This window comes from Clostridium sp. (assembly GCF_026168755.1).
Classification (GTDB): domain Bacteria; phylum Bacillota; class Clostridia; order Clostridiales; family Clostridiaceae; genus Clostridium.
Map to the genome: position 1 here is coordinate 46,455 of NZ_JAPFDR010000014.1, position 16,521 is coordinate 62,975.

Sequence of the window (16,521 nt, forward strand, 5' to 3'; positions counted from 1 at the left end):
AAAACCAGTAAAATAGCCATTTGTTACAGATAAAAACTGCGTGTTTTACACTTAAAAACTGCGTATTCAATCCTAAAATATAATAAGTGTGTTTTATTAAATGTGCATAAACCTAGTAAATAAGCCGTTCTTATAAAAAACTGCGTTTATTAACGAAAAGACGCAGTTTTTATTTAATGCATTTTATATAATAATATAGGGTAAAGAGTTGGGAAATAATTTGCGTTACCCCTATATTAAAATGGAGCCACTAACTATACCTTTAACCACCCACAGATAATTTTAGGAATATTTTAGGATGAATAAGGAATAAAAAAGGAAAAATGTAAAAAATATAGAATAATAATATTTGGGGGTGTAGATATGAGTGATAATAAAAAAACTGCAAAGATATGTCTTTTAATAGGAGTTATATGTTTAATTGGGTTTATATCAGTAATGGCAAATGAATTATTTAAAGAAATAAGATACAAGGATATGAATGTAGTAGTATGGAGTCAAGGTGATGCAAAAAACAAGAAAATTAAAAAAGAACTAGTAGATATGTTGAAAGAGTATCAATCAAAATATGGTGGAGAATATAGTGTTGTATTTGATAAGCCTAGTGCAGATGAAGAAAATTCAGTAGAGATAAATATATTCTATGATAAAGGTGAGGTTTCAGATGGAGCTAATGGTCTTCCAAGTATTTTGTATAGTAAGATTGTTGAGTATTCTTCTAAATATATTAATAATCCATTCGTAGAAGTAACTGTCAAGGAAAGGCAAAATGATAATGAAGATCCTAAGGTTATACATAGTAAGAGTGGTTATGATGATGAGGATTACGTGGCATCCAAAGAAACTGTACAAGATACAACAAAGCCCAATATAGAAATAATAGATAAAAGTATTGCAACATATAATAATGAAACTAGGGTGAATGTTACAGTAAAGAATAATACTAATAAAACTACCCGATATATAAGAGTAGATGTTTTCTTTTATGATAGTGAAGGTAACCAAGTTGATACAGAGTGGACAAATACTTCTGATAAGCTAAAATCAGGTGGAACAATGGATTTTACAATATCAGTAAGAAATTTATCAAGTAGTGTAGAAAAGTATAGCGTTGAAGTAACAGATGTAAGCTATGATTAATAAATAATGTTTTAAGTTAAGGGTACAAAATTAATTTGTATCCTTTTTATTATGTAAATCTTTTTAAAGAAATGCAAATTAATTCAAATCAATGCAAAGAAATGCAAAACATTCATTTAAAAATAATTAAATTAATTTTCAAGTATTTGCAAAATAATTAAAAAATAAGGAGTTGATACAATGGAATTTAAAAATTATCCAAAAACAAATCTGGAAAGATTAAAACTTGAATTAGGGAATAAAGAATATTATTCTGACGATGAATATAAAGTGTTTTTAGAAGAAAATGGACTTATAGATGATGAAGAATATTCAAAGTCTAATGATGAAATAAAGTTATTAAATACAGTAATTGCAATTCTGGAAACATTAGCCAATGATGTTGATATAATGCGTAAAATTGATAGTAAAGATATATTAACTATAGATCAAGCTAGTAAGTATTTATCTCAAAGAATTTATAATTTAAAAGCTAAAGTTATAGAGCTTGAAGAAGCTAAACAAGAATATAATGGCAATATTAATCCTATTTTCTTTACAAGGTAGGTGGAAGTATGAACAATAATAAATTATTAGCTAATATGTATAAAAAGGCTATAGAACTAAATGGACAGAATATATTTGTAGATAATAACAGTTATAAAGCTATTGTTAAATATAAAAATAATATAGTTATTAATAATGAATTAATTTCAATGGTAGGAGATGAATTAATTTTTATAGTAGATAAGTCATTTAAAATAAACGATGAAATTACATATAAAAATAAAATTTATAAGGTTACTGCGATAGATGATACAGTAGAGCCTTATTTTACTTATTACACTAAATATTATAATGTGGCAAAGAATTACTCTATAGAAGCTATAAACAGTTATTCTATGGATGTGGGAAGCACGTATAAAATAAATACTACTTGTAAAGAAGATTATATAATAGTAGAAAGTCCAGAAGGCATTAAGTATAGTTCAAATAATGAAACAGTTGCGACAGTATCAGAAGATGGAACTATTAATGCACTAAAAGAAGGTAGTTGTAAAATTATATGCAGTTGGAATGGGGTTAGTTGTGTAATTAATGTTACTGTAAACATGTTACAGAATGTAACCTATACTATAGCTGGTGCAGATACTATTAAGTTAAATACCACACAAGTATATACAATAACTCCAGAGGTAGGTACGATAGAGTTTGAATTGGATGAATATACTATCGAAGGTAATATAGCAGAAATAATATTTACAGATAACTATTCATGTACAATTAAGGCTTTAAAAAGTAATGAATTAGGTACTTTAAATGCTATTGTTAATGGTGAAGAAGTAGGTACATTTGATTTTATGACTACAAGATATTAATTATTTGAAAGTAGAGTGAGAGGGAGTGAGAAATAGAAAAGGAGGTAATTTATATGGAAACAGAGATTATAAAGATGGTTATTAGTCAGGGAATATTTGCAGTATTATTTGTGTGGCTATTTTTTGATACTAGGAAAGATAGTAAACAAAGAGAAGAAAAATACATAAATACAATAGATAAATTAACAGATAAAATATCTATTGTAGAAGATATTAAAGAAGATGTTGAAGAAATTAAAGATAAAATTGGAATTTAGTATTTACAAATGTTACTATTTAATATAACATATTATTATACCAATTATTGAGGTATTAATTAAACCAATTAAATAGGAATATGTTGAGTTAAAAAGTTAATATAAATTTGTGATATTTACTATCTTTATAACCATTATTTAATCACATTCAATGCATTTAATAGGCTTAGAGTCAGATATAATTCAAAGTAAGACTGAAGAGTTAAAGATTCTAAATGAATGGATTATTAGAATGGGTAAAGTTAGAGGAAGTATTGGATAAAATTAATAATTAAACAATTAAAAGTCGGCTAGGCCGACTTTTTTGCTTTTTAGTAGATATATTATTTTCTTATTAAATCAATAAACTGATATTTTAATCCGCTTTTTTCACAAGTAAATATTTCTGACTGAAAATCCACAGCGAATTCTTCAAAATCTATCTGTGGAAAACTTGTATCCCCATCAAAAGATTTAAAAACTTTTGTTAAAAACAACTTATCCACATTGTGGATAAGTTGTGCGTAAATTTCGCCTCCACCTATAATAAATGCGGTTTCAGATGAGTTTTTATATTTGTTGATAACTTCAGACAAACTGTGGATAACTTCTACGTTATCATTATCAACAGAATAGCTTTTATCTCGTGTGATTATAACATGTTTTCTATTAGGCAAGATACCAGGTAAAGACTCAAATGTTTTTCTACCCATTACAATTGAATGTCCTGAAGTAATTGCTTTGAATCTTTTTAGGTCCTCTGGTATATGCCATAAAAGCTTATTATCCCCACCTATAATATTGTTTTCTGCTACAGCAACTATAATAGAAAGCATTAAACGGATACCTCCATTTTTATTGCTGGATGATATTTATAATCTATAAGTTTAATATCATCTGCTGTAAAGTCATAGAAGTTAGTTATTTCAGGATTAATCCAAAGCTTAGGAGCTTCATATTCATCATTAGCTCTAGTTAATTGAAGTTCCATCCCTTCTACTTGGTTTTCATATATATGTGCATTATTAATTACATGAGTAAATAAACCAGGTTTAAGTCCTGTTACTTGAGCAATTAAATGAACTAGCACTGCGTACTGAGATGTATTAAATGGTACACCTAGTGGTATGTCTCCGCTGCGTTGTACAAGCATACAATTCAATCTACCATCAGTAACATCCCACATAGTCATGAAACAACATGGTTGAAGTGTCATGTGAGGTAGATCTTCTATATTCCACATAGACATAATCATTCTTCTATCTTGAGGATTTGTTTTCAAGGCTTCAATAAGCTTATCAATTTGATTGAATTTAGCTATTTGATAGCCGTAACCCCTACCAATAGTATTATTTTCATCAACCCACTCATCCCAAATTCTAACATTTTGTTTTTGTAATTTAGTTACGTCATTAGATTGATCTCTATAAATCCATAACATTTCCTTTACAGCAGTTTTAAATGCTACAAATTTAGTGGTTAGAATTGGAAATTCCTTCTCTAGATTAAATTGCATTATTTGATGAGGTAATTTATATGTTGGCATACCAGTTCTATTGTTATCATAGTACCCATTATTTAAAATATCTTCTACTATGCTTAAGTATTTTTTGTCGTATAGACTCATTTTAACACCTCCTACAATGTATATTATCTATTTTACTACAAAATTCTTATATAAAAAACGAAGAAATGTATATAAAAAAATCATATTAGAGGCAAAAAAGCAGGAAAATAGCGAATGGTTAAGAAATTAACAAGTAAATGTAAAATAAATACATTACAATGTTAAAAAAATAACGAAATATAAAGAGCGGAATAATTCTTGTAATAAATAGATATGAAAATATTTATAGAGTTATGTATAAGATGTGAATAAATATACAAGAAGTGAATTCTAGTTTTCTTATATTGGTATATGTAGTTTTTATAAATAATATATCTAGAGCTTAAAGTAATAAAAGGGGGAAAAATCTTTAACTATTAATATAATTTGGGTATAATAAAAAAATAAACAACTACGCAAAAGAGAGGTGAGTATAGTGGCATATACGGCTTTATATAGAGAATGGAGACCAAGAACATTTTATGATGTTGTAGGTCAAGAACATATTACAACAACATTAAAAAATCAAATTTTAAATAATAGAATTGCTCATGCGTATCTTTTTTGTGGAACTAGAGGAACTGGAAAGACCTCTACAGCAAAAGTATTTGCAAAAGCACTTAATTGTCTTAATTTAAGGGATGGAGAACCTTGTAATGAGTGTGAAATGTGTAGAAAGATAAATGAAGGTTTGGCTATAGATGTTACAGAGCTAGACGCAGCTTCAAATAATGGTGTTGATAAAATTAGAGATATAATTGATGATGTTAAATATCCACCACAAGAAGCGAGATATAAAGTTTACATAATGGATGAGGTTCATATGCTATCAGCAGGTGCAGTTAATGCCTTTCTAAAGACCTTAGAAGAACCACCTAATAACGTAATATTTATCTTAGCAACAACAGATCCACAAAAGTTACCTATTACTATTCTTTCAAGATGTCAAAGATTTGATTTCAAAAGAATAAACAATAGTGATATAACAGCAAGGCTTAGAAAAATAGTAAATGATCAAAATGTTTTAGCGGATGAAAGAAGTTTAAACTTAATTGCTAGAGTTTCGGATGGAGCGATGAGAGATTCGTTAAGTATATTAGATCAAGCTATTTCTATGGGAAATGGAAATGTTGATTATAATACTGTAGTGAGCATGTTAGGTTTAGTTACTAATGAACATTTATTTAACTTAGTTAATGCAGTAATTCAAAGAAGTGTAGAAAAAAGTATTGAAATTATAGAAGATGTAATATATTCAGGAAAGGACATATATTTATTTATAAAGGATTTAATTGCTCATTATAGAAATTTACTTATGGTTAAGGTAACTAATAATCCTGAAGAAGTATTAGATATGTCAGAGGAAAATATTGCTTTAATTAAGGAGCAAGGTGCACGTTTAAGAGCAGAAGAGATAATGAGATGTATAAGAATACTTCAAGAGGCAGAAAATAATGCTAAGTTAAGCAAACAAGCAAGGTTATATTGTGAGTTAGCTATTATTAAAATGTGTAAGATAGAATATGACACATCAAATGAAGTAATGTTAACTAGGTTAAATAAGTTAGAAGAAAGTTTAAGAAATGGTAGTATTAAAGTTGCTACTGCATCAAAAGAAGTTGCACAGATAAATGCTAGTAAACAAGTTAATACAATGACTAGCAATAAGGTTATTAAAGAACAGTATAGTAATGGTGGAAATGTTAGTGAAAATCCAGATTCTAAAATTACGATAAATGATGTTAAAAAGTCTTGGAAAGATATAATAGAAAGATTTAAAGCTAGAAGAGAAATGATAATAAGTTCTTTAATTATGATAGGAAAACCAGTAGATTGTTCTAATGGAGTAATTACTGTGGAATTTGATAGTCAAAATGAATTTGCTAAGAATAGATTAAGTGAATCTAAAAATAGAGATGTTATAAATGATGTTTTCTTTGAAATATTTAGAGAAAAGGTTAAAGTTAATTTTGTAGTTCAATCTGATTATAATAATGGAAAAAGTACAGAAGATATTTTAAGAGATACATTAGGTGATGATTTAATTGATTTTATAGATGAATAAAAGTATATGATTACTTTATTCTAGTAAATATTAAAGAAATACTATATAATAAAAAATAGATTTAGTTATTTAAAGGAGGATATTTTATGGCAAGAGGTGGATTCCCAGGAGGTTTCGGGGGAGGAAATATAAATAACTTAATGAAGCAAGCTCAAAAGCTTCAAAGAGATATGGAGCAAGCACAAAAAGAACTTGAGACTAAAGAATTTGAAGCATCAGTTGGTGGTGGTGCTGTTGTAGTTAAGGTTAACGGAAAGAAAGAAGTTTTAGCTATAAATATAAAAGAAGAAGTAGTAGATCCAGATGATGTTGAAATGTTAGAAGATTTAGTGCTAAGCGCAGTTAATGAAGCACTAAAGAAAGCGGATGAAGAAACTTCAAATAAAATGGGTAAATTAACTGGTGGGTTAAATATACCAGGAATGTTCTAGGACATAGGGGCTGTTTTTTTAAACAGTCCTTCATTTTTTTAAAAATATTGTTAAGTAATACTTTTTTAGTAAGAAAATAATAGAAAGTGGTGTAATTATGGATTTTTATCCAGTGGCTATAGAAAAATTAATTGAAGAATTTGCAAAATTGCCAAGCATTGGTCAAAAGACAGCACAAAGACTTACATTGCATGTTTTGAATTTGCCTGAAGAAGAAGTTAAGGAGTTTGCTAATGCATTGGTAAAAGCTAGAGGAACTATAAAGTATTGTTCTGTATGTGGAAACTTTACTGACAAGGACCCTTGTGCAATATGCGGAAATCCAAATAGAGATAAAAATGTTATTTGTGTTGTGGAACAGCCTAAAGATATTATGACAATGGAAAAAGTTAAAGAATTTAATGGTGTATATCATGTTCTACATGGAAATCTTTCTCCAATGCAAGGTAGAGGACCTCAAGATATTAAAATAAGAGAACTTGTTGCGAGAATGAGTGCAGATGTTAAGGAAGTTATAATTGCAACTAACCCAAATGTTGAAGGGGAAGCAACAGCTATGTATATATCAAGAATACTTAAGCCATTAGAAGTTAAAGTTACAAGAATAGCATCTGGTTTACCAGTTGGTGGAGATTTAGAGTACGCTGATGAAGTAACACTTTCAAAGGCTCTTGAGGGTAGAAAAGAAATTTAAAAAAATATTTATAAGTTAAAAAGTGGCTATATCATATTGAATTTATAAATTCAATATGATATAGCCACATATTTATTTTAATAATGATATGCAACGCCAATGCTTCCAGGCCCTACATGTAATCCTATAATAGGACCTATTGATTGAATTTTTACGTTATCTAATCCTAAGCTACTTCTAAGTCTATCAGCCAGTTCTTGACCTTCAGATTCACAGTTTATATGGTGAACTATAAGACCTTTTATTGGTGTTTTTGAATTTTGTTCTAAAACAGTATTAACTATTTTATCAATAGCTTTTTTCTTTGTTCTTACCTTAGTAAATACAGTAGTTTTTCCATCTTCAACTGTAAGTATAGGTTTTATTTGAAGTAGTGAGCCAAATAAAGCTGCAGCGCCACCAATTCTACCGCCTTTTTTTAAGTACTCTAAAGTATCAGGTACGAATATAAACTTACTATTTTCTATAACATTTTTTGCAATACTTACTACTTCATCTAAAGATTTATTTTCATTTGCTGCTTTAGCTGCCTCTAATACAGCAAAACCAGCTTGCATGCAATTACTTCTAGAATCTATCATTACTATTTTAGCATTTGGATAATTTTCAAGAATCATATTTTTTACTAAATTTGATGTTGAAAATGTACCACTCATATCTGAAGATAAGAATATTCCTACAATGTCATGACCATCTTTTACTAGAGACTCTACTATATTATATAATTCTTCAATACTAGGTTGCGATGAGGTTGGGATTGTTGAAGATTTAGCCATTTCATTATAAAACCAATCATTTGATAAATCTATTTCTCTATAACTGTTACCATTAAGCAAAACGTTTAAAGAAGCTATAGAAACTTTATATTTATTTATGTATTCTTGAGGTAAGTAGCAGGTACTATCTGCTATTATTTTTATACTCAAAAAGAAACACCTCCTGGTAAATTTAACATTATTTAAGGTATTATATCAAATAATTAAAATTAAGTACAGAAAATATATGCTAATAATTTGAAACTATGAATATATATAGAAATATATTTTGAATAAGATTCTATTAATGTGGAAAGTATCTAGATAAGTACTTTTAGGAGGTAGGATATGAATATAAAAAATGTATTAAGTTTAATGCTTGTAAAATATAGTAGTGATGATTCGATTAGTGATAAGATACTAAAAGAAATACAAGAATCTATTAAGGAAATGCAAGTTGCAGAATCTATGTTCAATAGTGTTGATGATCCAAATCTAATAGAAGCTGCAATTTATAGAGAAGAGGCAGCAAAGAAGAAATTTGATTATTTACTATCTATAGCTAAGCAACAATATTCAAGACAAAAGATAGAATCAAATGAAGAAATGGAGATATAATGAATATTGTTATATAATATAAAATAATATAGTATTGTATTATTTTATATTATATAGGGGGTTATAAAAATGAGTGGTGAAATGATTATTTATGCTCTATTTGGATTAGCACTTTTGTTTTTGATTATAAAGTTGTTAAAGTGGCCTATTAAAATATTGGTTAATGGAATAATAGGTATTGTATTATTATATGTAGCAAATTACATAGGAGAATATTTTAATTTTTATATAACAATTAATCCTATAACTGCACTTATTGCAGGATTTTTAGGTATTCCAGGAGTTATATTTTTAGTAATTTTTCAATTATTTTTTTAAATTAGAATTTTGAATTTTATTTAAAGAGATAGGGAATCTTCATAAAATTGAAGATTCCCTAAATTTATATAGACGGGAGTTAGAAGATTTTATTAATCGCTATAAGCGAAAAGCTTCTGAATACTATATATTATTTAAAATGATAAAAAATGTTACAAAATTTAAAAAATAAATTAGGGTGTAAACACTACATCCGTTTACACCCTTTATATATAAATGATACACTAATATAATTAATGTATCGTCTATACTATTAATATAACCATTAGAAATATAAATATGTATACGAATTTAATTATAGGAGGAAGAAATTATGCCAGCAGGAAATGGGGTTAATTGTAGGTATTGTCCAGAGTTTGAAAAGAAAAGATGTAATGGAGATGACAAGGGGTGTTTATGTTATAAATGTCCAAGGCATTTAGGTCAATGTAAGTGTGTTAAATATTGTAGAGAAACAGAATCAATTTTAATTTTTGATGAGGATTATAACGGGGACTATTAAATTAGTTCTTAAAAAGCTTGATGGAATGAAAGTTAGTATTTATAATGTTATGCCAATAGAAGGAGTAGAATATTTAGTTTAATTTATGAAGAGGTTTTAAGAATATATCTTATAAATGATAGAGTTATAAGTAGATACATGGAGAAAGAAAAATGAAATATTAAGTTTTAAGACTCAATTTCACGATTATCGGAAAATTAATATTTCATTTTTGTACCCATGTAGTGCTAAATATTATTAAAGTTTTTCTAATATTGTTTTTAATATGAATGTTGAGTTTTTAACTCCAATAGGAGTGAATTTTTCAAAATCCATATGAGCTCCATTGTTAGCATTATCAGATATAGATCTAACAACAACAAAAGGAATATTGTTTAAATAGCAAACGTGAGCTATACTAGCACCTTCCATTTCACAAGCTAATGCACCAAATTCCTTTTCAAGCCATTGAATTTTTTCAAGTGAAGCTACGAACATATCTCCAGATACTATTCTTCCAGAAAAAGTTTTAAAATTAGAAGCTTCAGCACAAGCAGCTTTAGCTGTTTCAACTAATTTTTCATCACATTTAAAATCAAAAGTATCCATTCTTGGAATTTGACCCATTGGATCACCAAAAGCAGTTGTATCCATATCATATTGAACTAAATTTTCTGCTATTACTACATCACCTGGATAAATATCTTTACCTATACCACCAGCAACTCCAACATTTATCACTGATGATACGTTATATTCAGAAGCTAGTATTTGAGTACATATAGCAGCATTAACTTTACCTATACCACATACAACAGCAACAACATCATGTCCCCATAGTTTTCCTTTGTGGAATTTCATTTTTGCCTTTTCCTCAACTGTTTCTAACGCCATATCTTTTAAAAGAATTTCTAATTCTTCAGACATAGCACCTATTATTCCTAAAATCATTTTAAATCCTCCATGTAAGTATATAATTTATATAAATTTACTTAAAATATATTATATACTGACATTCAATTAATTAATAGCAGATTTATTAGTAAATTTAAAACAAAGAAAGCCGATAGAATTACTTGTATTAATTTGAGCTGAAATATATAATAGTCTCAACAGGAAAATAAATATGGACGAAGGAGAAAAAACATATGTCATTAAATGAATTTTGCAGAACTGAATTACTTATAGGTGAAGAAGGAGTAGAAAAGTTACATAATTCTAAAGTTATAGTTTTTGGAATTGGGGGAGTAGGAAGCTTTGTAGTTGAAGCTTTAACAAGAGCTGGAGTTGGAAATTTAATATTAGTAGATAATGATACTGTTTGTATATCTAATTTAAACAGACAAATACATGCTACACAGGCTACAGTAGAAAGTATTAAGGTTGAGGCTATGAAAGCAAGAGTATTATCTATAAATCCTAATTGCAATGTTGAAGCAAAGCAAGAATTTATTACAGCAGATAATATACAAGAAATAATTCCAGAAGATATAGACTATGTTGTAGATGCTATAGACACAGTAACATCAAAATTAGCATTGGCAGAGTATTGCTATAAAAATGATATTAAATTAATTGCATCTATGGGAACTGGAAATAAAATAGATCCTACTCAGTTTAGAGTAACAGATGTATTTAAGACTAAGGTTTGTCCTTTAGCTAAAGTTATGAGAACTGAATTAAGAAAAAGAGGAGTTAAAAAGTTAAAGGTTGTATATTCAGAAGAAATACCGATGGTTCCCAATAAAGGAAGAGCCGTTCCATCTAAAAAAAGACAAACACCTGGAAGTATATCATTTGTTCCACCAGTAGCAGGAATGATAATAGGTGGAGAAGTAATTAAAGATTTAACTGGGTTAAATTAATATAATTAAAAAAAGATTTAAGGGTAAGAATTTTCTATTTTAATAATATGAAATAGTAAGGTTCTTACCCTTAAGAATTATATTAATCAACTTTAAGTGTTACATTATAATTTTCTCCTGTTAAATTAAGCAGAAGTTCTTTTAATGAGTTTTCTGTATTTAAAATAGCTTTTTCATAAAAATCAGGATTATTCATTTTTTCTGTAAATAAATAATTTAGATTTTTATATATGGAGCTTAATTCTTCTGATGATAGTTTTAAATCTCCAAATCTTAATAAGCCAACCTCTGTATCAGAATAGATAGTTTTACTTTCATCTATATCTATACTGAATATATCTATTCGGGGGATTGTTATAGATACTTCTTTAGTTGCAGTATTTATTTTAAAATTAGAGTTAGATAAAGTAGAGAAATCTATAGCATAAGAGCAGTTTGCAAAAAAAGTTATCTTTTTAGATTTTTTAAATATATCTAAGTTAAAGTACGTATTATCTATTGTTAAGGTTTCTGATAATTCAATTTCTAAAGGAATTAATTTATTTACATTTTTTATTTCATTTATTAAAGTATCATCAGATACAATTGAAGAGGATTCAACTTTGTATGTGTGAAAGTAAGGAAATAATTTTTGAAATTTACTAGGGGATTTAAAGAATAAAATTAATAGGAATAAAGCAAATAAAGTAAATAAATAGAATAATATTTTATGAAGTTTAAATATATGTTTTTTCTTATATAAAAAAATAGTTATCCCCACCTTGAAACATTTATATATTAAATTCATATAAATCAAATATATTAAAATATAAATAAGTATATTCCTTTAAGTGATATTTTTACTTTTAAAGTAAAGTTGGTTGAGTTTTATATTAGTTTATTTGTATAATAAAAATAATTGAAATTGTTTTTAGGAGAGTTAGTATGGATAATCAAAGGGAAGTAAATATAGAGCTTATTAAAGGTACTTTAGATGATTATATAGTTAAGGATAAAGATAAGATTGTAATAGGAAGATTTACTATAACTGAACTAGATAAAGAAAATAAGAAATGTAATTTAAAATTAAAGTTTTATAGAGAAAATAATTATGATTTATTAAAAATTACATTAGAAGCTATTCTTAAGGCTGTATTTAAAGATAAAAATATATTTAAGGCTAATGTGGTAGTTAGTGAGAATATAAATTTAAAGCCATTTTTGGATATTGGTTTTACATTAGAAGCCATTTTCACTGATAATATATTTACAAAGGGGAGTTTCTATGATGAATTAAGTTTCGGAATAAATAGAAATGAATATTTGAATCCAGGAAGAAATAATATTGTAGAGATGAAAGGAAAAAATATTTTAATTAGAAATTTTACCCCTGATGATGCACAAGATCTTTTAGAGTATTATTTGAGAAATAAGGATCACTTAAAAGAGTTTGAGCCAGTAAGAGATGCTAGTTTTTTCACCTATGAAACTCAAAAGGAGATTTTACTAGAAAGTTATAGACAACTTATGACTGGAGTGGGAAGTGATTTGGGAATATACAAAAATAATAAACTTATAGGTAAAGCGAAAATTTCTAATATAGTTTATGGAGTACTTAAGAGTGGAATATTAGGTTATTCTATAGATAAAGAATATGAAGGAAAGGGATATATGAAAGAAGCTATAAATTTAGTATTAGAATATGCTAAAGAGTATTTAGATTTACATAGAATAGAAGCTTCAGTTTTAACAACTAATGAAAGATCTAAAGGTGTTTTATTATCATGTGGGTTTGAAAAAATTGGTATTAATAAAAAGTATTTATACATAAATGGAAAATGGAGTGATCATATTACTTTTTATAAAATACTTTAGCATTTATAACTTAAAATAAGTATATAGTAGAGTTGATTATATAGTAATGTATATAGAGAGATTTAAATTTGATTTAAATAGAAAAAATAGCTAGGGATTTATTCTCTAGCTATTTTTTCTATTTATTAAACTTCATAGTTAACAACTATATCTTTACCAGCTACAACAGAACCTGTTTCTACTGCAGTTATTGATTTAGCAGCATCAACATTTGTTATTAAAACTGGAGTTGCAAGAGATAATCCTTTTCCTAAGATGAAATCTCTATCAATCTTAATTATAGGAGTACCAGCTTTAACTTTTGTACCAGCTTCAACTAGCTGTTCAAATCCTTCTCCGTTTAAGCTTACTGTATCAACACCTATATGAACTAATAATTCTAATCCATTTTCTAATGTTATAGCAAATGCATGCTTAGTTTTGAATACTAATGATAATTCACCATCAGCAGGTGCAACGATAGTATCGCCCTTAACCATTATAGCAGCACCGTCTCCAGCCATTTTTCCAGCGAAAACTGGATCTGGAACTTCTGATAAAGGTATTAAATCACCTGTAGCAGCTGCAACTAGTGCATTCTTTTGGCTTTCTACAGCGTTTGATTCTACAGTATTTGATTCTGATTTACCAAATAATTTTTTGAAAAAATTAGCCATGATATTTCCTGATAATTCAGGATTCACATCCTTTCTAAAATAAGTTTACACAATTTTTTTATATTATATAGGTAATAAAATAAAAAGGCATAAGTATATCTCTAATTAAAGAATAACTTATGCCTGATTTAACAGTAACACGTTTCATATAAAATTATATATATTAGTAATTAGTATGTCAATAAAAATAACAAATAAAAATTTGGTGAAAACGTTGACTTTATAGCAGACTTATACTATAATATGATTGTAAAGTAAATAACGTTCAAATTATGAGGCGTGCAACCATAAGAAGTGGGCATTAGCTGAAAAGGATATTTTATATTCTTTTCAGCTTTTTTTATTACCGAAATTATTTTTAATGTTATATTGCTAAGCCTTATAATAGAACAAAAAAATAAAGGGGGACTTTATTATTATGATGAAGTATTTACAAAGACTAGGGAAATCCTTAATGCTTCCAGTTGCTTGTTTACCTGTAGCAGCTATTTTAATGGGAATAGGTTACTGGATTGACCCAAATGGTTGGGGAGCAAATAATGTTGCTGCAGCTTTTTTAATTAAAGCAGGTGGTGCATTAATTGATAACATGGCAATTTTATTTGCTATAGGTGTTGGTGTTGGTATGTCTGATGATAATGATGGTACTGCAGGTTTAGCAGGACTTGTATCATGGTTAATGATTACAACATTATTATCAACTGGTGTTGTTGCTATGTTAAAAGGTGTTGACGCTTCAGAAGTTCCAGCGGCTTTTGGAAAGATACAAACACAATTTATTGGTATATTAGCAGGGTTAATTGGTTCATCTTGCTATAATAAGTTCAAAAACACTAAATTACCAGCAGCTCTAAGTTTCTTTAGTGGTAAGAGATGTGTTGCTATAGTAACAGCAGGAGCATCACTTATTGCAACATTAATATTATTCTTTGTATGGCCTGTTGTATATGGAGCATTAGTAGCATTTGGTGAAGCTATTATTTCTACTGGATCAATCGGAGCTGGTATATATGCATTCTTTAATAGATTATTAATTCCATTTGGTCTTCACCATGCATTAAACTCAGTATTCTGGTTTGATGTTGCTGGAATAGATGATATCGGTAAGTTCTGGGGAACTAAACCTGGTGGAATATTAGGACAAACAGGTATGTATATGACAGGATTCTTCCCAGTAATGATGTTTGGTTTACCAGCAGCAGCTTTAGCAATGTATCATACAGCTAAAGATAATAAAAAGAAGATTGTAGCAGGATTATTATTAGCATCAGGGGTATCTGCATTCTTTACAGGGGTTACAGAACCGTTAGAATTTGCATTTATGTTCTTAGCTCCAGGATTATATGTAGTTCATGCTGTATTAACAGGTATATCAGTAGCTGTTTGTGCTGCATTACCAGTAAGAGCTGGATTTAACTTTAGTGCAGGTTTTGTTGATTGGTTCTTAAGTTTTAAAGCACCATTTGCAGAAAATCCAATTTGGTTACTTGGAATTGGGGTAATAGTTGCTATTATATACTATATAGTATTTAGATTTGCAATTACAAAATTCAATTTAAAGACTCCAGGTAGAGAAGATGATGAGCTTAATGGAGAAATGAATGCACATCTTTCTAATGATAATTTTACAGAAGTAGCATCAATTATTTTAAAAGGACTTGGTGGAAAAGAAAATATAGCTAATATTGATAACTGTGTAACAAGATTACGTTTAGAAATTAAAGATCATACATTAGTAAATGAAAAGACAATTAAATCTGCCGGTGTAGCAGGTATAATTAGACCAAGTAAGACAAGTATTCAAGTAATTATAGGAACACAAGTACAATTCGTAGCTGATGAGTTAAAGAAGCTATGTAAGTAATTAATAGCTTAAAATTAAATAGTAGTTTAAATAAAGTCATATAACTATTCAATAAATGGTTATATGACTTTAATTATTATGAGGTTATAATAATTAATTGATATAATTTTAATGATAGATAAAGTTATATAGGTATCACCGATAAGAGTAATTCTAAAAGAATATAAATTGTAAAAATAATTAAAAATCAATATATATAGCAAATAACTTATCCTGGTGTATCAATGTAAGAAAAAGAAAGAAAATTAAAGAAATTAAGAATAATAAAGGGATAATTTTAAATTATAGAATATATAATTACTAAATATTAAATATGTTATGATATTATAAGTCGTGTCCTGAGGGGAAAGCAATAAGTCGAAAGACAAGAAGCGAAAAACATATTAATAAAACAACATGAAAAAAAGTTGAAAAATATGTTGACAGAAAAGTTTCTCGGTGATAAGATAAGGAAGTCGCTTCGGTGCGACAGAGTAAATGGTCTTTGAAAATTGAACAGAATATAGTTAAAGTAAACCAGCAATTCTTTATGAGATGAGTGAGAATCTAAATTTTAATTTAGTTATTCGAACTTACAAAA

At 27.7% G+C, this 16,521-nt stretch carries 19 protein-coding genes; 13 read left to right on the top strand and 6 right to left on the bottom strand.

All coding sequences use genetic code 11. The features are described from left to right. The first annotated feature begins 363 nt into the window (after positions 1-363). From Q0Y03_RS07480 to Q0Y03_RS07495, 4 genes are all read left to right on the top strand, one after another. A complete protein-coding gene (locus Q0Y03_RS07480; RefSeq protein WP_297713215.1) occupies positions 364-1,140 on the top strand; it encodes an FxLYD domain-containing protein in 777 nt (258 codons plus the stop codon). Positions 1,141-1,320: 180 nt separating this feature from the next. Then, the gene (locus tag Q0Y03_RS07485) at positions 1,321-1,686 is read left to right on the top strand and encodes a hypothetical protein (protein ID WP_297713216.1); all 366 of its coding nucleotides are present in this window, start codon (positions 1,321-1,323) and stop codon (positions 1,684-1,686) included. A gap of 8 nt (positions 1,687-1,694) precedes the next feature. After that, a complete protein-coding gene (locus Q0Y03_RS07490) occupies positions 1,695-2,498 on the top strand; it encodes an Ig-like domain-containing protein (RefSeq protein WP_297713217.1) in 804 nt (267 codons plus the stop codon). A 53-nt stretch (positions 2,499-2,551) separates the two neighbouring features. After that, positions 2,552-2,755 (top strand): BhlA/UviB family holin-like peptide, encoded by a 204-nt coding sequence (locus Q0Y03_RS07495; RefSeq protein ID WP_297713218.1) that lies wholly within the window; start codon positions 2,552-2,554, stop codon positions 2,753-2,755. Between the two features lie 323 nt (positions 2,756-3,078). On the opposite strand, the gene Q0Y03_RS07500 is transcribed toward Q0Y03_RS07495, so the two are convergent. Together Q0Y03_RS07500 and Q0Y03_RS07505 are read right to left on the bottom strand one after the other, a co-directional pair. Then, positions 3,079-3,570 carry a dihydrofolate reductase gene (locus Q0Y03_RS07500; protein ID WP_297713219.1) on the bottom strand — a complete coding sequence of 164 codons (492 nt, stop codon included), beginning with the start codon at positions 3,568-3,570 and terminating at the stop codon, positions 3,079-3,081. Then, positions 3,570-4,361 carry a thymidylate synthase gene (locus Q0Y03_RS07505; RefSeq protein ID WP_297713220.1) on the bottom strand — a complete coding sequence of 264 codons (792 nt, stop codon included), beginning with the start codon at positions 4,359-4,361 and terminating at the stop codon, positions 3,570-3,572. Before Q0Y03_RS07505 ends, Q0Y03_RS07500 begins: the two co-directional genes overlap by 1 nt. A 415-nt stretch (positions 4,362-4,776) precedes the next feature. Here Q0Y03_RS07505 and dnaX point away from each other — a divergent pair, with 415 nt between their 5' ends. From dnaX to recR, 3 genes are all read left to right on the top strand, one after another. Then, the gene (gene dnaX, locus Q0Y03_RS07510; RefSeq protein ID WP_297713221.1) at positions 4,777-6,405 is read left to right on the top strand and encodes a DNA polymerase III subunit gamma/tau; all 1,629 of its coding nucleotides are present in this window, start codon (positions 4,777-4,779) and stop codon (positions 6,403-6,405) included. Positions 6,406-6,491: 86 nt separating this feature from the next. Beyond that, positions 6,492-6,836 (top strand): YbaB/EbfC family nucleoid-associated protein, encoded by a 345-nt coding sequence (locus Q0Y03_RS07515; protein WP_291678625.1) that lies wholly within the window; start codon positions 6,492-6,494, stop codon positions 6,834-6,836. A gap of 97 nt (positions 6,837-6,933) precedes the next feature. Then, entirely contained in the window at positions 6,934-7,530 is a 597-nt protein-coding gene (gene recR, locus Q0Y03_RS07520) for a recombination mediator RecR (RefSeq protein WP_133016304.1), read from the top strand. Between the two features lie 77 nt (positions 7,531-7,607). Here recR and Q0Y03_RS07525 read toward each other — a convergent pair whose 3' ends face one another. Then, positions 7,608-8,456: a DegV family protein gene (locus Q0Y03_RS07525; RefSeq protein WP_297713222.1), complete on the bottom strand. Its 849-nt coding sequence runs from the start codon at positions 8,454-8,456 to the stop codon at positions 7,608-7,610. 177 nt (positions 8,457-8,633) lie between these two features. On the opposite strand from Q0Y03_RS07525, the gene Q0Y03_RS07530 reads away from it, so the two are divergent. From Q0Y03_RS07530 to Q0Y03_RS07540, 3 genes are all read left to right on the top strand, one after another. Next, positions 8,634-8,903, top strand: coding sequence for a DUF2508 family protein (locus tag Q0Y03_RS07530; RefSeq protein WP_297713223.1), 270 nt, complete (start codon positions 8,634-8,636; stop codon positions 8,901-8,903). 69 nt (positions 8,904-8,972) lie between these two features. Next, complete coding sequence (locus Q0Y03_RS07535) at positions 8,973-9,221, top strand: pro-sigmaK processing inhibitor BofA family protein (protein WP_297713224.1); 249 nt, start codon at positions 8,973-8,975, stop codon at positions 9,219-9,221. Positions 9,222-9,534: 313 nt separating this feature from the next. Beyond that, entirely contained in the window at positions 9,535-9,723 is a 189-nt protein-coding gene (locus Q0Y03_RS07540) for a hypothetical protein (RefSeq protein WP_297713225.1), read from the top strand. 237 nt (positions 9,724-9,960) lie between these two features. Here Q0Y03_RS07540 and Q0Y03_RS07545 read toward each other — a convergent pair whose 3' ends face one another. After that, positions 9,961-10,653: a 5'-methylthioadenosine/adenosylhomocysteine nucleosidase gene (locus tag Q0Y03_RS07545; protein WP_297713226.1), complete on the bottom strand. Its 693-nt coding sequence runs from the start codon at positions 10,651-10,653 to the stop codon at positions 9,961-9,963. Between the two features lie 197 nt (positions 10,654-10,850). On the opposite strand from Q0Y03_RS07545, the gene Q0Y03_RS07550 reads away from it, so the two are divergent. Then, the gene (locus Q0Y03_RS07550) at positions 10,851-11,567 is read left to right on the top strand and encodes a tRNA threonylcarbamoyladenosine dehydratase (RefSeq protein WP_297713227.1); all 717 of its coding nucleotides are present in this window, start codon (positions 10,851-10,853) and stop codon (positions 11,565-11,567) included. An 82-nt stretch (positions 11,568-11,649) separates the two neighbouring features. Here Q0Y03_RS07550 and Q0Y03_RS07555 read toward each other — a convergent pair whose 3' ends face one another. After that, on the bottom strand, positions 11,650-12,327 hold the full coding sequence (locus tag Q0Y03_RS07555) for a DUF4230 domain-containing protein (RefSeq protein ID WP_297713228.1): 678 nt from the start codon (positions 12,325-12,327) through the stop codon (positions 11,650-11,652). 164 nt (positions 12,328-12,491) lie between these two features. Here Q0Y03_RS07555 and Q0Y03_RS07560 point away from each other — a divergent pair, with 164 nt between their 5' ends. Next, a complete protein-coding gene (locus tag Q0Y03_RS07560) occupies positions 12,492-13,421 on the top strand; it encodes a GNAT family protein (RefSeq protein ID WP_297713229.1) in 930 nt (309 codons plus the stop codon). A 125-nt stretch (positions 13,422-13,546) separates the two neighbouring features. Here Q0Y03_RS07560 and Q0Y03_RS07565 read toward each other — a convergent pair whose 3' ends face one another. After that, the gene (locus Q0Y03_RS07565; RefSeq protein WP_297713230.1) at positions 13,547-14,077 is read right to left on the bottom strand and encodes a PTS glucose transporter subunit IIA; all 531 of its coding nucleotides are present in this window, start codon (positions 14,075-14,077) and stop codon (positions 13,547-13,549) included. A 418-nt stretch (positions 14,078-14,495) separates the two neighbouring features. On the opposite strand from Q0Y03_RS07565, the gene nagE reads away from it, so the two are divergent. Further along, positions 14,496-15,941: an N-acetylglucosamine-specific PTS transporter subunit IIBC gene (gene nagE / locus Q0Y03_RS07570; protein WP_297713231.1), complete on the top strand. Its 1,446-nt coding sequence runs from the start codon at positions 14,496-14,498 to the stop codon at positions 15,939-15,941. Positions 15,942-16,521: the final 580 nt, after the last annotated feature.

Bases quoted from the DNA above. Each gene is read 5' to 3' on its own strand.
- Q0Y03_RS07480 (WP_297713215.1), top strand. From the start codon at position 364: ATGAGTGATAATAAAAAAACTGCAAAGATATGTCTTTTAATAGGAGTT.
- Q0Y03_RS07485 (WP_297713216.1), top strand. From the start codon at position 1,321: ATGGAATTTAAAAATTATCCAAAAACAAATCTGGAAAGATTAAAACTT.
- Q0Y03_RS07490 (WP_297713217.1), top strand. From the start codon at position 1,695: ATGAACAATAATAAATTATTAGCTAATATGTATAAAAAGGCTATAGAA.
- Q0Y03_RS07495 (WP_297713218.1), top strand. From the start codon at position 2,552: ATGGAAACAGAGATTATAAAGATGGTTATTAGTCAGGGAATATTTGCA.
- Q0Y03_RS07500 (WP_297713219.1), bottom strand. From the start codon at position 3,570: ATGCTTTCTATTATAGTTGCTGTAGCAGAAAACAATATTATAGGTGGG.
- Q0Y03_RS07505 (WP_297713220.1), bottom strand. From the start codon at position 4,361: ATGAGTCTATACGACAAAAAATACTTAAGCATAGTAGAAGATATTTTA.
- Q0Y03_RS07515 (WP_291678625.1), top strand. From the start codon at position 6,492: ATGGCAAGAGGTGGATTCCCAGGAGGTTTCGGGGGAGGAAATATAAAT.
- recR (WP_133016304.1), top strand. From the start codon at position 6,934: ATGGATTTTTATCCAGTGGCTATAGAAAAATTAATTGAAGAATTTGCA.
- Q0Y03_RS07530 (WP_297713223.1), top strand. From the start codon at position 8,634: ATGAATATAAAAAATGTATTAAGTTTAATGCTTGTAAAATATAGTAGT.
- Q0Y03_RS07535 (WP_297713224.1), top strand. From the start codon at position 8,973: ATGAGTGGTGAAATGATTATTTATGCTCTATTTGGATTAGCACTTTTG.
- Q0Y03_RS07540 (WP_297713225.1), top strand. From the start codon at position 9,535: ATGCCAGCAGGAAATGGGGTTAATTGTAGGTATTGTCCAGAGTTTGAA.
- Q0Y03_RS07545 (WP_297713226.1), bottom strand. From the start codon at position 10,653: ATGATTTTAGGAATAATAGGTGCTATGTCTGAAGAATTAGAAATTCTT.
- Q0Y03_RS07550 (WP_297713227.1), top strand. From the start codon at position 10,851: ATGTCATTAAATGAATTTTGCAGAACTGAATTACTTATAGGTGAAGAA.
- Q0Y03_RS07560 (WP_297713229.1), top strand. From the start codon at position 12,492: ATGGATAATCAAAGGGAAGTAAATATAGAGCTTATTAAAGGTACTTTA.
- Q0Y03_RS07565 (WP_297713230.1), bottom strand. From the start codon at position 14,077: ATGGCTAATTTTTTCAAAAAATTATTTGGTAAATCAGAATCAAATACT.
- nagE (WP_297713231.1), top strand. From the start codon at position 14,496: ATGATGAAGTATTTACAAAGACTAGGGAAATCCTTAATGCTTCCAGTT.